This window comes from Zoogloea sp. GW822-FHT05C07, from assembly GCF_058800215.1.
Genome location: NZ_CM179510.1, coordinates 1,464,480 through 1,481,715, shown reverse-complemented (window position 1 = coordinate 1,481,715; position 17,236 = coordinate 1,464,480). Strand labels below are relative to the sequence as shown.

Here is a 17,236-nt window from a genome sequence, read left to right as displayed (position 1 = left end):
GTGGGCTTACTCTTTTTTGGCGGACGTCTGCAGCACGTCCGAGTTGGTGAAGGTCCAGGTGCGGGTGATCTCGATCACGTCGGTGTCACGCCGGATGTCCGGCGGAAAGGCCGCATAAGGGGCTGCCAGCTGGACGATGCGCCGGGCTGCTTCGTCCAGCACCTTGTGGCCGGACGAGCGGTGGATGTCGATGCTCTGTACGCTGCCATCGGCACGGATGGTGACGGACAGCAGCAGGCTGCCGTAGAGCTTGCCGCGGGCGGCGTCCGGGTAGTTGAGGGTGCCGACCCGTTCGATCTTCTGGCGCCAGTCTTCGGCGTACTGAGCGAAGCGGTATTCGTTGGCACGGGCACCGATGAACTTCTTGCGCGGCCGGGCTGAGTAATCCACCAGGTCCTTGTCGATCTGCGCCTCGATGCGGGCCACCGCGGCGGAGCTGTCAAGGAGATCGTAGCCCGACACCTGGCGCGGGGCTTCGGTGGGCGAGACCTGCTGGTTGTTCACCGGCAGCGCCGCTTGGCTGCGGCTGGCGGTCATGACCTGGGACTGGGGCGTTTCCGGGGCCTCGGCGCGGCGCTGGGCCTCGACCAGGCTGTCGCCGGAGCGGGTCTGCTCCAGCGGCGGCAGCGGCGTGCTCGGCCGGGCCTCCGCGCCGTCGGTGCCGCCGGCGTCGAGGTTGGTCTGGGCCAGTACGTCGGCCTGCTCGGGGCGCTCGGCGTGGCGCGAATTGACTAGCACCACTTCCAGCCCTTTGTCCCGGTGGCGCAGTTTGTCCGCGTCCGGCATCACGAAATGGATGGACAGCAGGACGGTGTGAGCGGCCAGGGACAGGCCGACCCCCCATTCCAGCGCGTAGCGGGCGGTGCCGCCGGTGAAGGTCGGCCAGATGCCGCCCTTGCCGGCGGCGGGAGGCGCGCTTGGCAGAGTGCTTGGTGGAGCGCTCGGCTGGGGAGGCTGGGGGCGGCGCAGGGCTTGCATGGGACTCGCGGTCAGGCGGCGGCAGGAGGCGCTTCCGTGGCGGTGGGCGCGGGTGCGTCTTCAGCCGGCGCCTCGTCGGGGAGCAGCTCTTCGTCTTCGGGGAGCGGGTCACCACTCGCTTCGCCCACGGTTTCGACGTAGGTGGCGCGGACTTCCACGTCCACCAGGTCGCTACGCTCGAGGGCCAGGCGGACCCGCGTGCCCGGCGGCAGCGTCGGCAGCGACGGGACCTTGAAGACGAAGGGGATGTCGTCGAGGCGGACCAGGCTTTCGCGTAGCACACGGGCCGTCACCTGCGGATGGCCGGCCTGGCGCAGCCAGCGCACGCACCAGTAGCGTTCCATGCCGCGCTGGAATTCGGCGTAGGCGGCATAGGTGAGTTCGAAGTCGCGCATCGCGGCGATCAGTTCCGGCGACTTGGGCGGGAAGGTCGGTGCCGTGCCGCGCAGCCAGCTGATCAGCTGCCATTGGTTGACCAGGTCCACGTAGCGCCGCAGCGGGGAACTGGACCAGGCGTAACAGTCGACGCCGAGGCCTTCGTGGGGCGCGGCGGCGGTGGTCATGCGCACCTTGCCGCCGGTCTGGGCCCGGTACAGGGCCGGAATACCGGCGTCGGCGAGAGCCTTGCCCCAGGTGCTGTTGGCGGCGATCATCAGTTCCGCGACCAGCTTGTCGAGGGGCGAGCCGCGCGGGCGGCGGCCGATCTCGATGCGGCCGGGGCCGTCGTCGGTGGTCTCGTTCCAGTCGACGCTGAAATTGTAGTCCACCATGTTCTGGTTGGCGGAAGGCTTGCCGCGGCCGGCCTCTAGGACGGTGGCCAGTTCCCACAGCAGGGTCAGCTCGGTCTTCCACTGGAAGTCCGGGCCACCGTCGGCCAGCGTGGTTTCGTTGAAGACCGGCTCGATGTCGTGGTGGCGCAGGTTGGCGACCACTGGCACGCGTTCGAGGCGCGAACTGTTGCCGGTGACGATCAGGTCGCGGCTGACCTCCAGGTACAGGGACAGGGCCGGACAGTCGCGCCCTTCGCCCAGCGTGAAGCGGGCCACCACGTCGTCCGGCAGCATGGTGATCTTGTTGCCGGGCATGTACACCGTGGACAGGCGTCCGCGGGCGATCCCGTCGAGGGCCGAGTCGCGGCCGAAGCCCAGGCCCGGCGCGGCGATGTGGATGCCGATGCGCCAGCCGTCGGTGGTCGGCGTGACCGAGAAGGCATCGTCGATCTCGGTGGTGGCGGCATCATCGATGGAGAAGGCGCGCACTTCGGCGAGCGGCAGGTCGGTGGGATCGACCGGCGCTTCGACGGCCGGGAAGGCGGTGCCGTCCGGGAAGTACTCGAACAGGAAACGGTCGAAATGCAGCTCGTGGGTCGAGGCCAGCGCGCCGCAGTCGAGTAGCAGGCGGGCCGCCGACTTGCCGTTTTCGGCACTGGCGGCTTCCAGGGCCTTGGTTTCGAGGCGGTTGCGGTCCGGCTTGTAGAGGAGCTGGCGGATCAGCGGTTTGAGCTCTTCCGGCAGCTGGCCGCCCAGCAGTTCGTCGCGCATGCGCTCGACGGCCGCCGCCTGCTGTTGCTTCTTCTCGAGGCCGGCGAGGGCGGCCTGCAGGATCTCGGCCGGTGCCTTGCGGAAACGGCCCTTGCCCTTGCGGTGGAAGTAGATCGGCGCGGCGTGCAGGCGCAGCAGCACGGCGACGGACTCCACCGGGCTCGGCACATGGCCGAAGTATTCCTGGGCGAACTCGGCAAAGCCGAACTCCTCGTCACCGCAGACTTCCCACAGGAATTCGGTGTCGAGGCCGCTCGCCTCGGCGTCGGCGCGGTCCAGCAGTTCGCTGGCGGAGGGCTGGTTGAAGCGCAGCAGCACATCCTTGCTCTTCAGCTTGAGGCGCTTGCCGTAGGGCGTTTCCACCTGCAGGGAGGCGTCGTTGTCGGTCAGGATGGTGCCGGTCTTGAAGGCACCATCCTCTTCGAAGAGCAGATTCATGGAATGGCCAAGCGGGAAAACAGCCGATTATAGCCAAGCCCGGGCCCTGCCCGGACGAAAGCAGTGCTCCGTTCGGGTCAGGCCGGCGTGGTGACGAAGTTGTGGATCAGGCCGAGCAGCACGTCTTCGTCGTAGGGCTTGCCAAGGTAGTGATTGACGCCGATTTCCTCCGCGTAACGCTTGTGCTTTTCGGCCGTGCGGGAGGTGATCATGATGATCGGTACGGCCTTCAGGCGGGCGTCGGCGCGGATGTTGCGGGTCAGGTCGAAGCCGTCCATGCGCGGCATCTCGATGTCGGCGATGACCACGTCGGGGGTGACCGTCAGCAGCTGCTCCAGTGCATCGACGCCGTCCTTGGCGGTGACGACCCGGTAACCTTCCCGTTCGAGCAGGCGCCCGGTGATCTTGCGCACCGTCAGGGAGTCATCGACCACCATCACCGTCGGCTGGCTCGGCGTGCTGACGCCGGCCTGGATCGGCGTTGCGTCGTCGCCCGTGTCCGGGCTGCGACCGGCCAGCGCGACCGGGTTGAGGATCAGTACGATCTCGCCATCGCCGAGCACCGTGGCGCCGGAGTAGCCCACCATCCGGGCGTACTGCGGGCCGGCGTTCTTGACGACGATTTCCTGGTTGCCGCGCAGCGCATCCACGTGCAAGGCCAGGGTCTCGCTGCCGGCGCGCAGCAGCAGCACCCAGTTGAAGCGCTCGACTTGTGGCTGCGAAACCTGGTCGCCGAGCAGGCGCGGCAGGTAGCGGTAGCCGTAGTGCTCCCCGAGCCAGTCGGTGCCGTGGTCGCCGCGGATCTTCTCGAGGGCTTCCGCCTTCAGTTCCAGCACCTGGGCGACCATCGACGAGGGGATTGCGAAGGTCCGGTTGCCGGCGCGCACCAGCAGCGCCTGGGTGACCGCGAGGGTCAGCGGCAGGTGGATGCGGAAAATGGTGCCTTCGCCGGGCGTCGTGTCTACGCTGATGCGGCCGCCGACCGCGGCGGTCTCGCTCTTCACCACGTCCATGCCGACGCCGCGACCGGCCAGGCTGGACAGGCTCGCGGTGGAGAAGCCCGGCACGAAGATCAGGTTGGTGAGGCGCTTGTCGTCGGCTTCCTCGTCGGCGGTGATCAGGCCGCTGTCGATGGCGTGCCGGCGGATGCGCGCAAAATCGAGGCCGGCGCCGTCGTCGCGGAATTCGATCAGCACCTCGTTGCCCTCGTGGGCGATCTTGAGGGTGATCTGGCCGATTTCCGGCTTGCCGGCGGCCCGCCGTGCTTCCGGCGTCTCGATGCCGTGGGCGACTGCATTGCGCACCAGGTGGGCCAGCGGGCCGCTCATCGCGTCGAGCACGCTGCGATCGATTTCGATCTGCCCGCCGATGATGTCCAGGTTGGCGCGGCGGCCGAGTTCCTTGGCGGTCTGGCGGACCAGGCGGTAGAGCCGCTCGGCCAGGCTGTCGAAGGGCACCATGCGCACGTGCATCAGCGATTGCTGCAGCTCGCGTGCCATGCGGGACTGGGCGTGCAGCGCCGATTCGGCGCCGTCCAGGTTGCGCAGCAGGTTCTGCTGCACGGTGGTCACGTCGCCGACGCTCTCCGCCATCATCCGCGTCAGTTCCTGCAGACGGGTGTAGCGGTCCATCTCCAGGGGGTCGAACTCGGTGTGCTGGGTTTCGACTTGGGACAGGCGCGACTGCATCTGCGTGTCGGCCTGGATTTCCACTTCCCGCAGCTGGTTGCGCAGGCGGATGACGTTCTCGGTGAGGTCGAGCAGGGAGCGGCGCAGCGTGCGCAGTTCGCCTTCGATGCGGGTGCGCGCGATGCTGATTTCGCCGGCTTCGTTGACGAACTGGTCGACGCGGCTGGCATCCACGCGCAGCTGGGTGCGGGCCGCGGGCGTGGCGGCCTCGCCGGCCTGCAGCGGGCTGCTGTCCTCGGCTGGTGCTGCGCCGGCGGGCTGCGCGGGGGCCGCTTCAGCCTGACCGCTCTGTAGCGTGTCGAGGGTTTGACGGGCATGGTCGAGGGCCGACTCGATCTCGTCGATGATCGCCGTGCCGCCAGGATCCTGGGCCCGGGCCCGTTCGAGGCGGGTTTCCAGGTCGTGGAGGTGCTGGCCGAGGTTCATCGCGCCGACCATCCGTGCGCTGCCCTTCAGGGTGTGCAGCAGACGCGCGACGCCGCTGACGTGGCCCGTTTCGGCCGGCGTTATACGCCAGGCGCGCAGGGCCGTGTCGAGGTGGTCGAGCAGCTCGTTGCCTTCGTCGAGGAAGATCGGCAGCAGTTCCGGGTCGAGGTCGTCGCGCAGCGGCGTGGCGGCCTGGCTGCTCTCGACCGGACGTGGTGCGCTTTCCTCGCGGGGGCGCAGCGTGGCGGTGACGAGCTCGGGCGGGGCCGTTGGCGCGGCGAGTCCGATGATGTCGTCCAGCTGGGAGGCCAGGATGGCGTCCAGCCGGGCGATCAGCTCTGGCTCCGGATCGGGCAGCACGCGGGCGCCGAGCTGAACCACCATGCTTTCGAGGGCGGCGGCCGTGTCGATCAATACTTCCGTCTGCTCCGCGGAAGGGGACTGGTCGAGGTCGGCGAGGCGCTGCTGGGCCAGTTCGAGGGACTTGGCCAGGTGCTGCGGGGCACTGAAATGGGCCGTACCGGAAATGCCGGCCAGCGTATGGGCGGCGCGGATCGACACAGTGGCCGGGGGCTGCGCCGGATTGAGCGGCAGGCGCGACAGTTCCTGGCGCAGCGTGGCCACATGCTGGCGGGCTTCGGCGAGGTACAGGTCGAACAGCGGGCGGGACAGCGTGATGTCGCCCAGGCGGACTTCGTCCGGCCCTGCGCTGATATCGGGCTGCGTGTCGATGGGGGCCGCTTCTGCCGGCGCCGGCTCTACGGCCTCGGCTTCTTCCACCTCCTCGAGTTCCTCGAACTCTTCGAGCTCGAGGCCTTCGGCGGCGATATCGATGTCCTCCACCGCAAGGAGGGCTTCGGGCAGCGTTTCGGCAGGAAGTTCGGCGAGGGGCTCTTCCACCTCTGCCGGAGTTTCCAGCTCGGCTTCCACTGCCGGCCCGGCTGCAGTTTCGAGGGCCGCGGCGTGATCGGCAGCTTGCTCCTGATCGAGCTCCAGGGCCTCAAGGGATTCATCTAGACTGATGTCTTCGAGGAGCTCCAGGGATTCGGGCTGTTCGAAGATGTCCTGGATCTCGACCGGGGCCGGGATTTCGAGGGTGTCCTCAAGCGTCGGCTCGGTTGCTTCGATCGCATCATCGGCCGGTTCATCGGCCGGGAGCAGGGCTTCGATTTCCACTGACTCCGGGGCACTCACCGGCTCCTCGTCGATGTCGAGGATTTCCAGGTCCAGGTCGTCGATGGACGTCGGCGTCCCGATTTCGGTGGGCAGGGGGATTTCCGCAGCCCTGTCTTCGACCGGGAGTTCGAAGCTCAGATCGAAATCGACCGGTGTGGGCGTGGACGCCTCCAAGATGGCGTCGGCGGGGAAGGACTCCTGCTCCGGTGGGGGCTGGTTGACCGGTTTCTCCGCCGCATGGGCTTCTTCGAAGCTGAGGTTGGGGAAGTCAAGGTCGACGGCTTCGAGCGCGCTGGCATGGGCCGCGGCGGCCAGCGTGAGGCTTTCACCCAGGTCAGTGGCCGCGAAGTCGAGCTCGGGCAGCGTGATCGAGGCTTCCAGGTCCACTTCCTGGGGGGCGCTGTCGAGGCTGATTTCGGTTAGGGGGGGTTCCGCAGGGGCCCTGCGCACGGCTTCGACGGCGCTCGGTTCGGCAGGTGCCGGGGGCGGGGCTGTTTCTTTGCGCAGGCGAGCCGCTTCGGCCAGCAGCGCGCTGACGTCTTTCTGATGGCCGGTGCCCGCTTCGAGCTGGTCGATCCAGGCCGAGAAATCCTGTGCGGCGTCCGCGATCAGTTGCAGGAGTTCGGCGTCGACCGGCAGTTCGAGGCGCAGCCAGTGGTTGAGGGTCTGTTCCAGGCCCCAGGCGGCTTCGCCGAAATCCCGGAGCCCGACCATCCGGCCGCTGCCTTTGAGGGTGTGGAAGCTGCGCCGGATGGCGGTGAGCACCTCCGCATCGGCCGGGTCCTGCTCCAGCTGCGCCAAGTTGGCGGCGATGGCGGCACGGACGTCGATGGCTTCCTCGATGAAGATCGCCAGCAGTTCTGCGTCGATCTCCTCCTCGCTGGCCTCGATCAGCCGGCTGGCCTCGGGGGACAGGGCCGGGGTTTCGGCGGCGGCGATCGGTGGTGTTTCACTGAATAGTGCGCCGGCGTCGAGCAGGCTGAGGGCCTGGCGGGCCTGTTGCTCAAGCTCGGTGTTGGCGGTCAGCGAGGCGTCCTGGCGCAGGCTTTCCAGGTTGATCTGCAGCTCGGTGCGCAGGCCGGAGTCGTCCGGATTGTCCTTCAGCGCGGCGGCGAGTGCGGCGGCTTCCCGGCGCTGCTGCGCGAGTTCGGCCTCGATGCTGGTGACGGGGTGCTGGCCGTCGGTGTCGGGGTGCAGGATGCGCTCGAGGTCGGCCGGGCCATGCTGCAGGGCTTCGATGTAGATGCCGAGGGCCGACAGGCGATGGGCGATTTCTTCGAAGTCCTGCTGTTCCGGCGACACGTCGTCGCTGGCGGACAGGGCGCGGATGCGGGCCGCAGCGTCCTGCAGCAAGCGGACTGCGCCATCCTCGTTGAGGACCGACAGGGCGCCTTCGATCTGCTTGAGGGGATCGCGTACTGCGGCGAGAACGTCCGTGCGGCTTGGCGCGCGGAAGAAACTATCCAGGTTCTGTTCGACCTCGCCCAGCGAGTTGAGGATCTCGTGGGCCAGTTGGCGATTGAGGTGGCGGCTGTGGGAGCCGCCGTCGGTGATCTCCAGCGGCGAAACCGTTTCGCCCCGTTGATGGGCCTGCAGGCGCCCTATCAGCTGGGCCAGTTGGGCATCGCTGACGTCATCGCCGTGCTGGTGGATGTCGAGGCGGGTCTCAAGCAGGAGCATCGTCGACGCCATGTCCATGGACAGGGCGTCGGTGAGCTGCAGCGGGTCCTGGCGCAGCCAGCGGGCCGTGGCGCCCAGCTCATCGAGCAGGGCCGAAACTTCCGGCTGGTCGATGCTGCGGGCCAGTGCGGTGAGGGGGGCCAGGGCGTCCTGGAAACGGGGCAGGCCGATGGCGCTTCCCTTGGCGAACTGGTTCCAGGCTTCCTTGGCATCGGCCAGACCGCTGCGCAGCCCGGCCAGCAGCGGTGCCTGGGGTGTGTCGCTAATGGGGCGCTTGCCCGCAGGCATCAGGTGTTCGAGCCGGTAGGCCGCGCGGATCGCGTCGATGGCCGGCGAGTGGGCGGTGGATACCGCAACCTGGTACAGCACGTCGCGCATCAGGCGCTCGGCGACGACACAGGAGCCTTCGAGGACACGCCTCATCTGCGCATCGATGCGGCCACAGAGGCGCTTGCTGATGGCGTCAGCAGGGATGCCCTGCAGGCCGAGGCTGTCGAAGAAGGCCGAGCAGGCCAGCCAGAAGGCCCGGGCCGCGGGTGTGGTCTGGAGGCTTTCGATGCCAGTCGCGGCTTCGCGCATTTCCTGCGGACCGGACGGGTCGCCAGGGGTTCTGAACCACTTCAGCAGGCCACGCTCGAAGCGGCTGCGCAGCCCACGCAGCTGCTTGGGATCGTCACCGTCAGTGGCCGGTGGGGCGAGTTCGGGACGCTGGTTCAGGTCGGGGAAGAACAGCTCGCTGGGCGTCGGGGCTTCCTGGCCTCGTGCGGCGGCCAGCTCGGCATACATGTCGAACAGCCGCAGGGCCTGGTCGGGCCTGCCACGGGTCAGTTCGTCGAGGTAGTTGCCGATGGCAGCGATGCAGCGGGCCGCCAGTTGGGCAATTTCCGGTGTGCAGGCGATCTGTTGGGAGGCCAACTCGCCGAGCAGGCGGTCGAGCTGGTCGGAGAACTGGGTCAGGCCATCCAGTCCGACGATGGACAGCGCACCGTGGGCCTGGTGCAGGTGGGTCTGGGCAAACTTGATCTGGCCGAGGCGGTCGGGGCTCGAGCTGGCTTCAGCCAGCGCTTCCGCCGCCCGCCCGAGGGCCAGGTCGATCTCGCCTTTGACCCAGGTCAGCGGACCCAGGTCGAGTTCGTGTGCAGGGTTCATCAATGGTTCTTCGGCGAAATCCGTGCGCTATCGGGGTCTCAGACCTTGAAGCCCGAGACGGAACCCTTGAGTTCGACAGCCAGATCGGCCAGTTCGCCGATGGAGACGGCGGTCTGCTGGGTGCCGGCGGTCGTGCGGTCGGTGATGGCGAGAATGTTCTTCATCTTCTCGGCCACCTGGGTTGCAGCCTTGGCCTGAACTTCAGTACTGACGGAGATGCGTTCGATCAGTTCGGCGGTTTCGGCGGACACGCGCTCGATTTCCGCCAGTTCCTGGCCGGCGGTTTCCGACAGGTGAGCACCGTCCACCACGTCGCGGGTGGCGTTTTCCATGGCCGCCACGGCGTCGCCGGTGTCGGTCTGAATGGTCTTCACGATCGCGCCGATCTGCTTGGTGGCTTCGGCGGAGCGTTCGGCAAGGCGCTGCACTTCTTCCGCAACCACCGAGAAGCCGCGCCCGGCTTCGCCGGCGGAGGCGGCCTGGATGGCTGCGTTGAGGGCGAGCACGTTGGTCTGTTCGGTAATGTCGGAAATCAGTTCCACGATTTCACCGATCTCCTGGGAGGATTCGCCAAGGCGTTTGATGCGCTTGGAGGTTTCCTGGATCTTCTCGCGGATGTCGTTCATGCCCTTGATGGTGTCTTCCACCGCGACGGCGCCCTTCTGGGCGGCCTGCAGGGAGCGCCGGGCAACCTGAGCGGACTGCAGCGCGTCTTCCGATGCAGCACTCATGGAGCTCGCCATGTTCTGGGCGGTTTCACCGGCGAGGCGCAGTTCCTGGGCCTGGCGTTCGGTGGCGGCCAACAGTTCGTCGGAGGTCTGCTGGGCAGACTCGGTGGCCGAGGTCACGCGGATGGCGGCGTCGTTGATGCGGCGCACCAGCACCGAGAGCTCTTCGATGGTGTAGTTCACCGAGTCGGCGATGGCGCCGGTGATGTCTTCCGTGACGGTGGCGCGGACGGTAAGGTCGCCGTCGGCCAGGTCGCCCATTTCGTTCATCAGCCGCAGAATGGCCTGCTGGGTGTTATTCCGCTCGGCTTCGGCAGATTCGCGCAGGCGTTCGGCCGCCAGGCGGCGACGAGCGATGTCGTCGTTGTAGGTCTTGGCCATCAGGGCCAGGCTGGCCAGCGTGATCAGCGCACAGAGGATGATCGCCAGGCTGACCCAGGTGAAGAAGCCGGTGTAGCCGTGGGTGTAGGCGTCGGTCAGCGCGGAGGTCTTCTCGAGCAGCGGGCCGGAGTTCTGGAAGATGTGGCTGCCGGCTTGCTTGGCCTGCACCAGCAGCTGGATGTTGCCGAGGATTTCCATCACCGAGGCGAGGTTGTCCTTGCTGACCTTCTCCAGTTCGGTGAGCTTGGTCTTGGCGTCGCTGCCGTCGGCGGTCATCTTCTGCAGCTGTTCGATGAGGTCGCGGAAGGTGTTGGTGTCCTTGCCGAGCAGGAAGGCCACTTCCGGGTCGATGGCATTGGCGACCAGCAGCGCGTTGGCGTTCTTGGCGATGCGCTGGGTCAGCATCACGACCTGGTTGGCGATGGCGATCTCGCGGGCCGATGCGCCGCCCTGCAGTTTGAGGGACGCCAGTTGCTCGGAGAGTTCGAGCAACTGGGGGTTCTTGGTGTTGATGGTGCTGACGGCCTTGCCCAGGCTGGTGAGGTTCTTTTCCTGGGCGAGCAGGGCGGTGGCGTCCTTGTCTGTCTTCTGCCACAGCTCGGTGACGGTGGCAAGTTCATCGGTGGCTGCGTTGGCGCCGCCCGGCACGCTGGTGCCGTTGACGTCGCCGCCGTTGGTCACCGCTTCGAGGAGGGTATTGAACTGTTCGCGGCTGTTCTTCAGTTCGATGAAGGCCTTGGAGTCTCCCTGCAAGGTCAGCTGGCTGGCCTTGGCGATCTGCTGGGACAGGGTGCGCATTTCGCCGCCGGCCGTCACGTAGGCGGTGCCGAAGTGGCTGACGCGGATCTGGTAGAGGACGAAGGCGCCGGTCAGTGCAGCGAAGACCAGGAAGGGGACGCGCAGGATGCGCAATTGTTCGGTGGACGATTTGCCGGCCAGAAAGGGAAGTGCCGCCTTGGTCACACCCTCGCCGGAATCGAGAATCGTATCCACATTGCCGGTGGCAGGCTTGCTGTTGCCTTTCGACAGTCCTGGTAGCTTGAATGCCATATTGTCCTCTTCAGCGGATCGAGACCGCTGTATCTCCCGAAATGAAATTCACGAAAGCGCAGCGTCCAGAAAGCGCGAGTGATTGAGCAATGCCGAAACCTTGAGTCGGGTCCAGGCGCCGCCGCGGCTGTCCTGGAGGCGGTCGCCGATCCACGGCCGTGTTTCGTCGGCGGGGGCCGGAACCGGGATGAAATCCTCGATGGAGCGCAGGCCCAGTGCGCGCGTCACGAGCAGCGCGCTGTTGAGGCCATGGCGTACGCCGACGAGCAGCAGCCGGGAATGGCCGGCGGGGGCGATCGGCGGCTCGCCGTGGAAGACGGCGAAGTCGACGACGCTGAACAGGTTGCCGCGTACGCTGGCCAGGCCCCGGAACCAGGGCTGGGTCAGCGGGACGTGGGCCAGGGGCGGCACCGCGAGGATCTCGCCGGCTTCGGTAAGGTCCACCAGCCAGTTGCGGCCACCGGCCTGGACGGCCAGGAGGGCCGACGCCCTGTTGTCGCGAGCCTCGGCCAGGCGTCGGGCAAGCCCGGCCTGGAATTCATGAAGACTGATCCGTTTGGCCATGGGGGCTCAACCGAGAGCGCGGATCTTGTCGAGCAGTGCGGCGTGATCGATGGGCTTGACCATGTAGTCGTGCGCGCCTTGGCGGAGGCCCCAGATCTTGTCGGTTTCCTGCCCCTTGCTGGTGCACATGATCACCGGGATGCTGCGGGTGGTTTCGTCCCGGGAGATCGTGCGGGTTGCCTGATAGCCGTTGGTGCCGGGCATCACGACGTCCATCAGGATCAGGTCGGGTTGCTCGCTCTTGCTCTTCAGCACCGCCTCGTCGCCGTTTTCGGCGGTCACCACCTGGTAGCCATTTTTCACCAGGACTTCCGACAGGGCCAGGCGCTCCGTCGGGGAGTCGTCTACAACAAGGATTTTCTTGATCGGCATGGACGCGGTTCTTGCAGTCAGTCGTTGGTGGAGGCCTGGCCCGCCTGGGTGTGGTTGGCCACCGAGCGCAGCAGGCTTTCCTTGGTGAAGGGTTTGGTCAGGTATTCGTCGGAGCCGGCCAGGCGGCCACGGGCGCGGTCGAACAGGCCGTCCTTGGACGACAGCATGATCACCGGGGTGGCTTTGAGGCGCGCGTTCTTCTTGATCAGGGCGCAGGTCTGATAGCCGTCGAGGCGCGGCATCATGATGTCGACGAAGATCAGATCGGGGGCATGGTCGGCGATCTTGGCCAGTGCGTCGAAACCGTCCTCGGCCAGCACGACCTGGCAGCCGGCCTGGGCGAGGAAGATTTCCGCGCTGCGGCGGATGGTGTTGCTGTCGTCGATGACCATGACCTTGATGCCGCTGAGATTCACCGGGGACCTCCGGAAACGGTTCGGGTGGCGTGATCGTTATGAATGGGCATGGTACTGGGCTGGGGGGCGGTCAGATTGCGACCATCTCGAAATCTTCCTTGCGGGCACCACATTCGGGGCAGGTCCAGTTCGGGGGTATGTCTTCCCAGCGGGTACCGGGCGTGATGCCCTCGTCCGGGGAGCCGGCTGCTTCGTCGTAGATGAAGCCACAGATCAGACACATCCAGGTCTTGTAGGGAGGATTTGCCATTTGGGTGCGGCGTAGTGATTTCGGCTAGAATCGCTTGGATCGTGAATGGTAGCGCAGTCGCAGTTAAATTTGTGCGTCCTTGTTTCTTCGAATGACTATATCCCGTAACGATCCTGGTCCTCCCCTAGTCCTTGTTTTTGCTGCATCCGATCCAACCGGTGGTGCGGGCATTCAGGCTGATATTATGACGTTGTCAGGCATGGGTTGCCACCCCCTGACGGTCATCACCGCGTTGACCGTCCAGGATACGGCCGGCGTGGAGGATGTGCTGCCTATCGACGCCGATTTCGTCGCCGAGCAGGCGCGGGCGGTCCTCGAGGACATGCCGGTGAAGGCCTTCAAGCTCGGCGTGCTGGGCAGCGTGGACAACATTGCCGCGATCGCCGAGATCATTTCCGACTATCCGCATGTGCCGGTGGTCGTCGATCCCGTGGTGGCGTCGGGGCGGGGCGATGAGCTCGCTTCCGAGGCGATGCTGGAGGCCATGCGAGAGCTCATCCTGCCGCAAGCCACCGTCATCACCCCCAACACCATCGAGGCGCGCCGCCTGGCCGACCTGCATCGGGACGGGCACGACGAGGGCTCCCTCTACGATTGCGCCACCCGCCTGCTGAATTCGGGCTGCGAACATGTGCTGATCACCGGCTCCCACGCCCAGACGCCTCAGGTCATCAATACCCTGTATGGCCGCGGCGGCGTGATCCGCGCCGATACCTGGGAACGCCTGCCGGGCAGCTACCACGGTTCAGGCTGTACGCTGGCATCTGCGGTGGCGGCGGCGCTGGCCCACGGCATGGAGATGTCGGCGGCGGTGCAGGAGGCACAGCGCTTCACGTGGAGAACGCTGGAGGCGGCCTTCCGGCCCGGCATGGGGCAGCACATTCCAGATCGATTTTTCTGGTCCAGGCCGAGCCTGGTTGAGAAGGACTGAACTGATGTTCGAACGTGGACTTTATCTAGTGACGCCGGACTGGAACGACACCGGGGCGTTGGCCGCTGCCGTGGCCGATGTGCTGCCGGCCCGGCCTGCCCTGGTGCAGTACCGAAACAAGAATGCCGATCCGTCCCTGAAGCGGGAACAGGCGGTCCGCCTGCTGGCCCTGTGTCGTCAGGCGGGGGTGCCGCTGGTGCTCAATGACGACCTGGCGCTCGCGCTGGAGATCGACGCCGACGGTGTTCACCTGGGCCGTGACGACGGCGATCCGGCGGCGGCCCGGCAGGCCCTCGGCACGCAGCGCATCCTCGGCGTCAGCTGCTACGGCGAATGGCCTCGCGCCGTAGCTGGCGCGGCGGCCGGTGTCGACTACGTCGCCTTCGGCGCCATGTATCCGTCTTCCACCAAGCCCGCCGCGGTGCCGGCGCCGCTCGACATCCTGACCCGCGCCAAGCGCGAGCTGGGCCTGCCGGTGGCGGCCATCGGTGGTATCACCCTCAACAATGCCCCGTCGCTGATCGACGCCGGCGCCGACCTGCTGGCCGTCATCAGCGACGTATTTGCAGCTCCCGCTCCGGCCGCCCGTGCGGCCGCCTACGCCGGGCTGTTCGATTGACCAACAAGGAAACACCAGCATGAGCCGTAACGAAGAACTCTTTGCCCGCGCCCAGCGCACCATCCCCGGTGGCGTCAATTCGCCGGTGCGGGCCTTCCGCTCGGTGGGCGGCACCCCGCGCTTCCTGAAGAAGGCGCTTGGCGCCCGCGTGTGGGATGCGGACGGCAAGGAATACCTCGACTACGTCGGCTCCTGGGGGCCGGCCATTCTTGGCCACGCCGATCCGGTGGTGGTCGAGGCGGTGCGTGCTGCGGCCCTCGAAGGCCTGTCCTTTGGCGCGCCGACCGAGCGCGAGATCGACATGGCCGAGCGCCTGTGCGAACTGCTGCCCAGCCTCGAGATGGTGCGTCTGGTGTCCAGCGGCACCGAAGCGACGATGAGCGCGATCCGCCTGGCCCGGGGCTTCACCGGCCGTGACGCGATCATCAAGTTCGAGGGTTGCTACCACGGCCACGCCGACAGCCTGCTGGTGAAGGCCGGCTCCGGCCTGCTGACCTTCGGCAATCCGTCGTCGGCCGGTGTGCCGGACGATTTCGCCAAGCACACCATCGTGCTCGACTACAACAACCCGGCCGAACTGGAAGAAACCTTCAAGGCCCGCGGCAGCGAGATCGCCTGCGTGATCATCGAGCCGATCGCCGGCAACATGAACCTCGTCAAGCCGTCTGCCGAGTACATGCACCTGCTGCGTCGCCTGTGCACCGAGCACGGCACGGTGCTGATCTTCGACGAGGTGATGACCGGTTTCCGCGTCGGCCCGCGCGGCGTGCAAGGCCTGTTCGGCATCACGCCGGACCTGACCACCCTCGGCAAGGTGATCGGCGGTGGCATGCCGGTGGGTGCCTTCGGCGGCCGTCGCGACATCATGGAAAAGATTGCCCCGCTGGGCGGCGTTTACCAGGCCGGCACCCTGTCCGGCAGCCCGGTGGCGGTGGCCGCCGGCCTCGCCAGCCTGGAGCAGATCGCCAAGCCGGGTTTCTACGAGGTGCTCACCGCCCGTACCGAACGCCTCGTCGCCGGCCTCAATGCGGCGGCGGCCAAGCACGGTGTGACTTTCATCGCCGATTCCGTCGGCGGCATGTTCGGCCTTTATTTCGCCAAGGCCGTGCCGCAGAGCTACGCCGACGTGATGGTCTCTGACCGGGAGCGCTTCAACCGCTTCTTCCACGCGATGCTGGATGCCGGGCACTACTTTGCGCCGTCGGCCTTCGAAGCCGGCTTCGTGTCGGCGGCCCACTCGGAAGCCGACATCGACAGCACCATCGCCGTGGCCGAAGCCTGGTTCGCCGCCAACGCGGGCTGAGGCTGCCGGCGGGTGAAAATCCGCTGAAGCGGACGTGAAAAGGGGGCGACTGGATCGCCTCCTTTGCTTGCGCAGCGTCCGGCTGGAGTCCCGGCTACATCAGGAAGATCGTCGCCAGCCCGAGGAAAATGAAGAACCCGCCGGAGTCGGTGACGGCGGTAATGATCACGCTGGAGCCGACCGCCGGATCCTGCCCGATGCGGTGGCGGAGCATCGGGGCCATTACGCCGACGAAGGCGGCGACGAGCAGGTTCAATGTCATCGCGGCGGTCATCACCAGGCCCAGCTTGCCACTGCCGTAGAGCACCCAGGCCAGGATGCCGAGGAGGCCGCCCCACACGATGCCGTTGATCAGCGCGACGCCGAGCTCCTTCTTGAGCAGGCGGCTCAGCGCGTCGTCCTGCACCTGGCCCATGGCGATGCCGCGGACGATCATCGTGATGGTCTGGTTGCCCGAGTTGCCGCCGATGCCGGCCACGATCGGCATCAGCGCGGCCAGCGCGACCAGCTTCTCGATGGAGCCTTCGAAGGCGCCGATCACCCGGCTGGCGATGAAGGCGGTGACCAGGTTGGCGGCCAGCCAGGACCAGCGGTTCTTCACCGAGTCCCACACCGGCGCGAAGATGTCTTCGCCTTCCTTCAGGCCGCCCTGGCTGAGCAGTTCGCTCTCGGTTTCCTCGCGGATGAAGTCCACCACTGTGGCCACCGTCACACGGCCGACCAGCTTGCGGTGGTAATCCACCACCGGCGCAGACACCAGGTCGTAGCGCTCGAAGGCCTGCGCGGCGGTTTCGGCTTCGTCGGAGGGTTCCAGCGTGAGGGTGTCGGTGAGCATGATCTCGCTCACCTCGGTTTCCGGGTCGTTGATCAGCAGCCGGTCGATCGGCAGCACGCCACGCAGGTGTTCGTCCCGGTCCACCACGAAGAGCTGGTCGGTGTGGTCAGGTAGTTCGTCGAAGCGGCGCAGGTAGCGCAGCACCACCTCCAGAGTGACGTCCTCGCGCACGGTGACCATCTCGAAATCCATCAGCGCGCCGACGGAGTCTTCCGGGTAGGACATGGCCGCACGCAGCTGCTCGCGCTCTTCCGGGTCGAGCCCCTGGTAGACCGCTTCCATCACCTCGTGGGGCAGGTCGGGCGCCAGGTCGGCCAGTTCGTCGGCGTCGAGCTGCTCGGCGGCGGCGCGGAGGGAGGCCGGGTCCATCGACTCGATCAGGGATTCCCGGACCGCGTCGGAGACTTCCAGCAGGATCTCGCCGTCTCGCTCGGCCTTGACCAGATCCCAGACGAACAGGCGTTCGTCGAGCGGCAGGGCTTCGAGGATGTGGGCGACGTCGGCGGAGTGCAGGCTGTCGAGCTTGTGGGTCAGCTCGTGGACGTGCTGCTTATGGACCAGGCTTTCCACCAGGTCGTGCTTGGGCATGTCCTGGCGGTGGACGAGCTCTTCCACCAGCTTGTGGCGGGCGAGGAGGTGCTGTATCTCGCGCAGGTGGCTGTCGAGGTCGTCGTGTTGCTGCAGGTCGTCGGTTTCGGCCATGGTCGCAAT

General features: G+C 66.8%; 12 protein-coding genes. 3 read left to right on the top strand and 9 right to left on the bottom strand.

Features of this window, described 5'->3' with window-relative positions; all coding sequences use genetic code 11:
• Positions 1 to 6 precede the first annotated feature (6 nt).
• From AC3QL2_RS07055 to AC3QL2_RS07020, 8 genes are all read right to left on the bottom strand, one after another.
• Positions 7 to 978, bottom strand: coding sequence for an energy transducer TonB (locus tag AC3QL2_RS07055; RefSeq protein WP_493235616.1), 972 nt, complete (start codon positions 976 to 978; stop codon positions 7 to 9).
• A gap of 11 nt (positions 979 to 989) precedes the next feature.
• Positions 990 to 2,957: an RNB domain-containing ribonuclease gene (locus tag AC3QL2_RS07050; protein ID WP_493235618.1), complete on the bottom strand. Its 1,968-nt coding sequence runs from the start codon at positions 2,955 to 2,957 to the stop codon at positions 990 to 992.
• Positions 2,958 to 3,034: 77 nt separating this feature from the next.
• A complete protein-coding gene (locus AC3QL2_RS07045) occupies positions 3,035 to 9,076 on the bottom strand; it encodes a FimL-related protein (protein ID WP_493235620.1) in 6,042 nt (2,013 codons plus the stop codon).
• Between the two features lie 38 nt (positions 9,077 to 9,114).
• A complete protein-coding gene (locus AC3QL2_RS07040) occupies positions 9,115 to 11,235 on the bottom strand; it encodes a methyl-accepting chemotaxis protein (protein ID WP_493235621.1) in 2,121 nt (706 codons plus the stop codon).
• 48 nt (positions 11,236 to 11,283) lie between these two features.
• Positions 11,284 to 11,799: a chemotaxis protein CheW gene (locus AC3QL2_RS07035; protein WP_493235623.1), complete on the bottom strand. Its 516-nt coding sequence runs from the start codon at positions 11,797 to 11,799 to the stop codon at positions 11,284 to 11,286.
• Positions 11,800 to 11,805: 6 nt separating this feature from the next.
• The gene (locus AC3QL2_RS07030) at positions 11,806 to 12,171 is read right to left on the bottom strand and encodes a response regulator transcription factor (protein WP_493235624.1); all 366 of its coding nucleotides are present in this window, start codon (positions 12,169 to 12,171) and stop codon (positions 11,806 to 11,808) included.
• A gap of 17 nt (positions 12,172 to 12,188) precedes the next feature.
• Positions 12,189 to 12,587 carry a response regulator gene (locus AC3QL2_RS07025; RefSeq protein ID WP_493235625.1) on the bottom strand — a complete coding sequence of 133 codons (399 nt, stop codon included), beginning with the start codon at positions 12,585 to 12,587 and terminating at the stop codon, positions 12,189 to 12,191.
• Positions 12,588 to 12,657: 70 nt separating this feature from the next.
• Entirely contained in the window at positions 12,658 to 12,810 is a 153-nt protein-coding gene (locus tag AC3QL2_RS07020; protein ID WP_493235680.1) for a rubredoxin, read from the bottom strand.
• A 118-nt stretch (positions 12,811 to 12,928) separates the two neighbouring features.
• On the opposite strand from AC3QL2_RS07020, the gene thiD reads away from it, so the two are divergent.
• From thiD to hemL, 3 genes are read left to right on the top strand one after another with little or no spacing between them, the layout of a single operon-like run.
• Complete coding sequence (gene thiD, locus AC3QL2_RS07015; RefSeq protein WP_493235626.1) at positions 12,929 to 13,768, top strand: bifunctional hydroxymethylpyrimidine kinase/phosphomethylpyrimidine kinase; 840 nt, start codon at positions 12,929 to 12,931, stop codon at positions 13,766 to 13,768.
• Between the two features lie 4 nt (positions 13,769 to 13,772).
• Positions 13,773 to 14,387 (top strand): thiamine phosphate synthase, encoded by a 615-nt coding sequence (thiE, locus tag AC3QL2_RS07010; protein WP_493235628.1) that lies wholly within the window; start codon positions 13,773 to 13,775, stop codon positions 14,385 to 14,387.
• A gap of 19 nt (positions 14,388 to 14,406) precedes the next feature.
• A complete protein-coding gene (hemL, locus tag AC3QL2_RS07005) occupies positions 14,407 to 15,690 on the top strand; it encodes a glutamate-1-semialdehyde 2,1-aminomutase (RefSeq protein WP_493235629.1) in 1,284 nt (427 codons plus the stop codon).
• A 94-nt stretch (positions 15,691 to 15,784) separates the two neighbouring features.
• On the opposite strand, the gene mgtE is transcribed toward hemL, so the two are convergent.
• Positions 15,785 to 17,227 (bottom strand): magnesium transporter, encoded by a 1,443-nt coding sequence (mgtE, locus tag AC3QL2_RS07000; RefSeq protein WP_493235630.1) that lies wholly within the window; start codon positions 17,225 to 17,227, stop codon positions 15,785 to 15,787.
• Positions 17,228 to 17,236 lie beyond the last annotated feature (9 nt).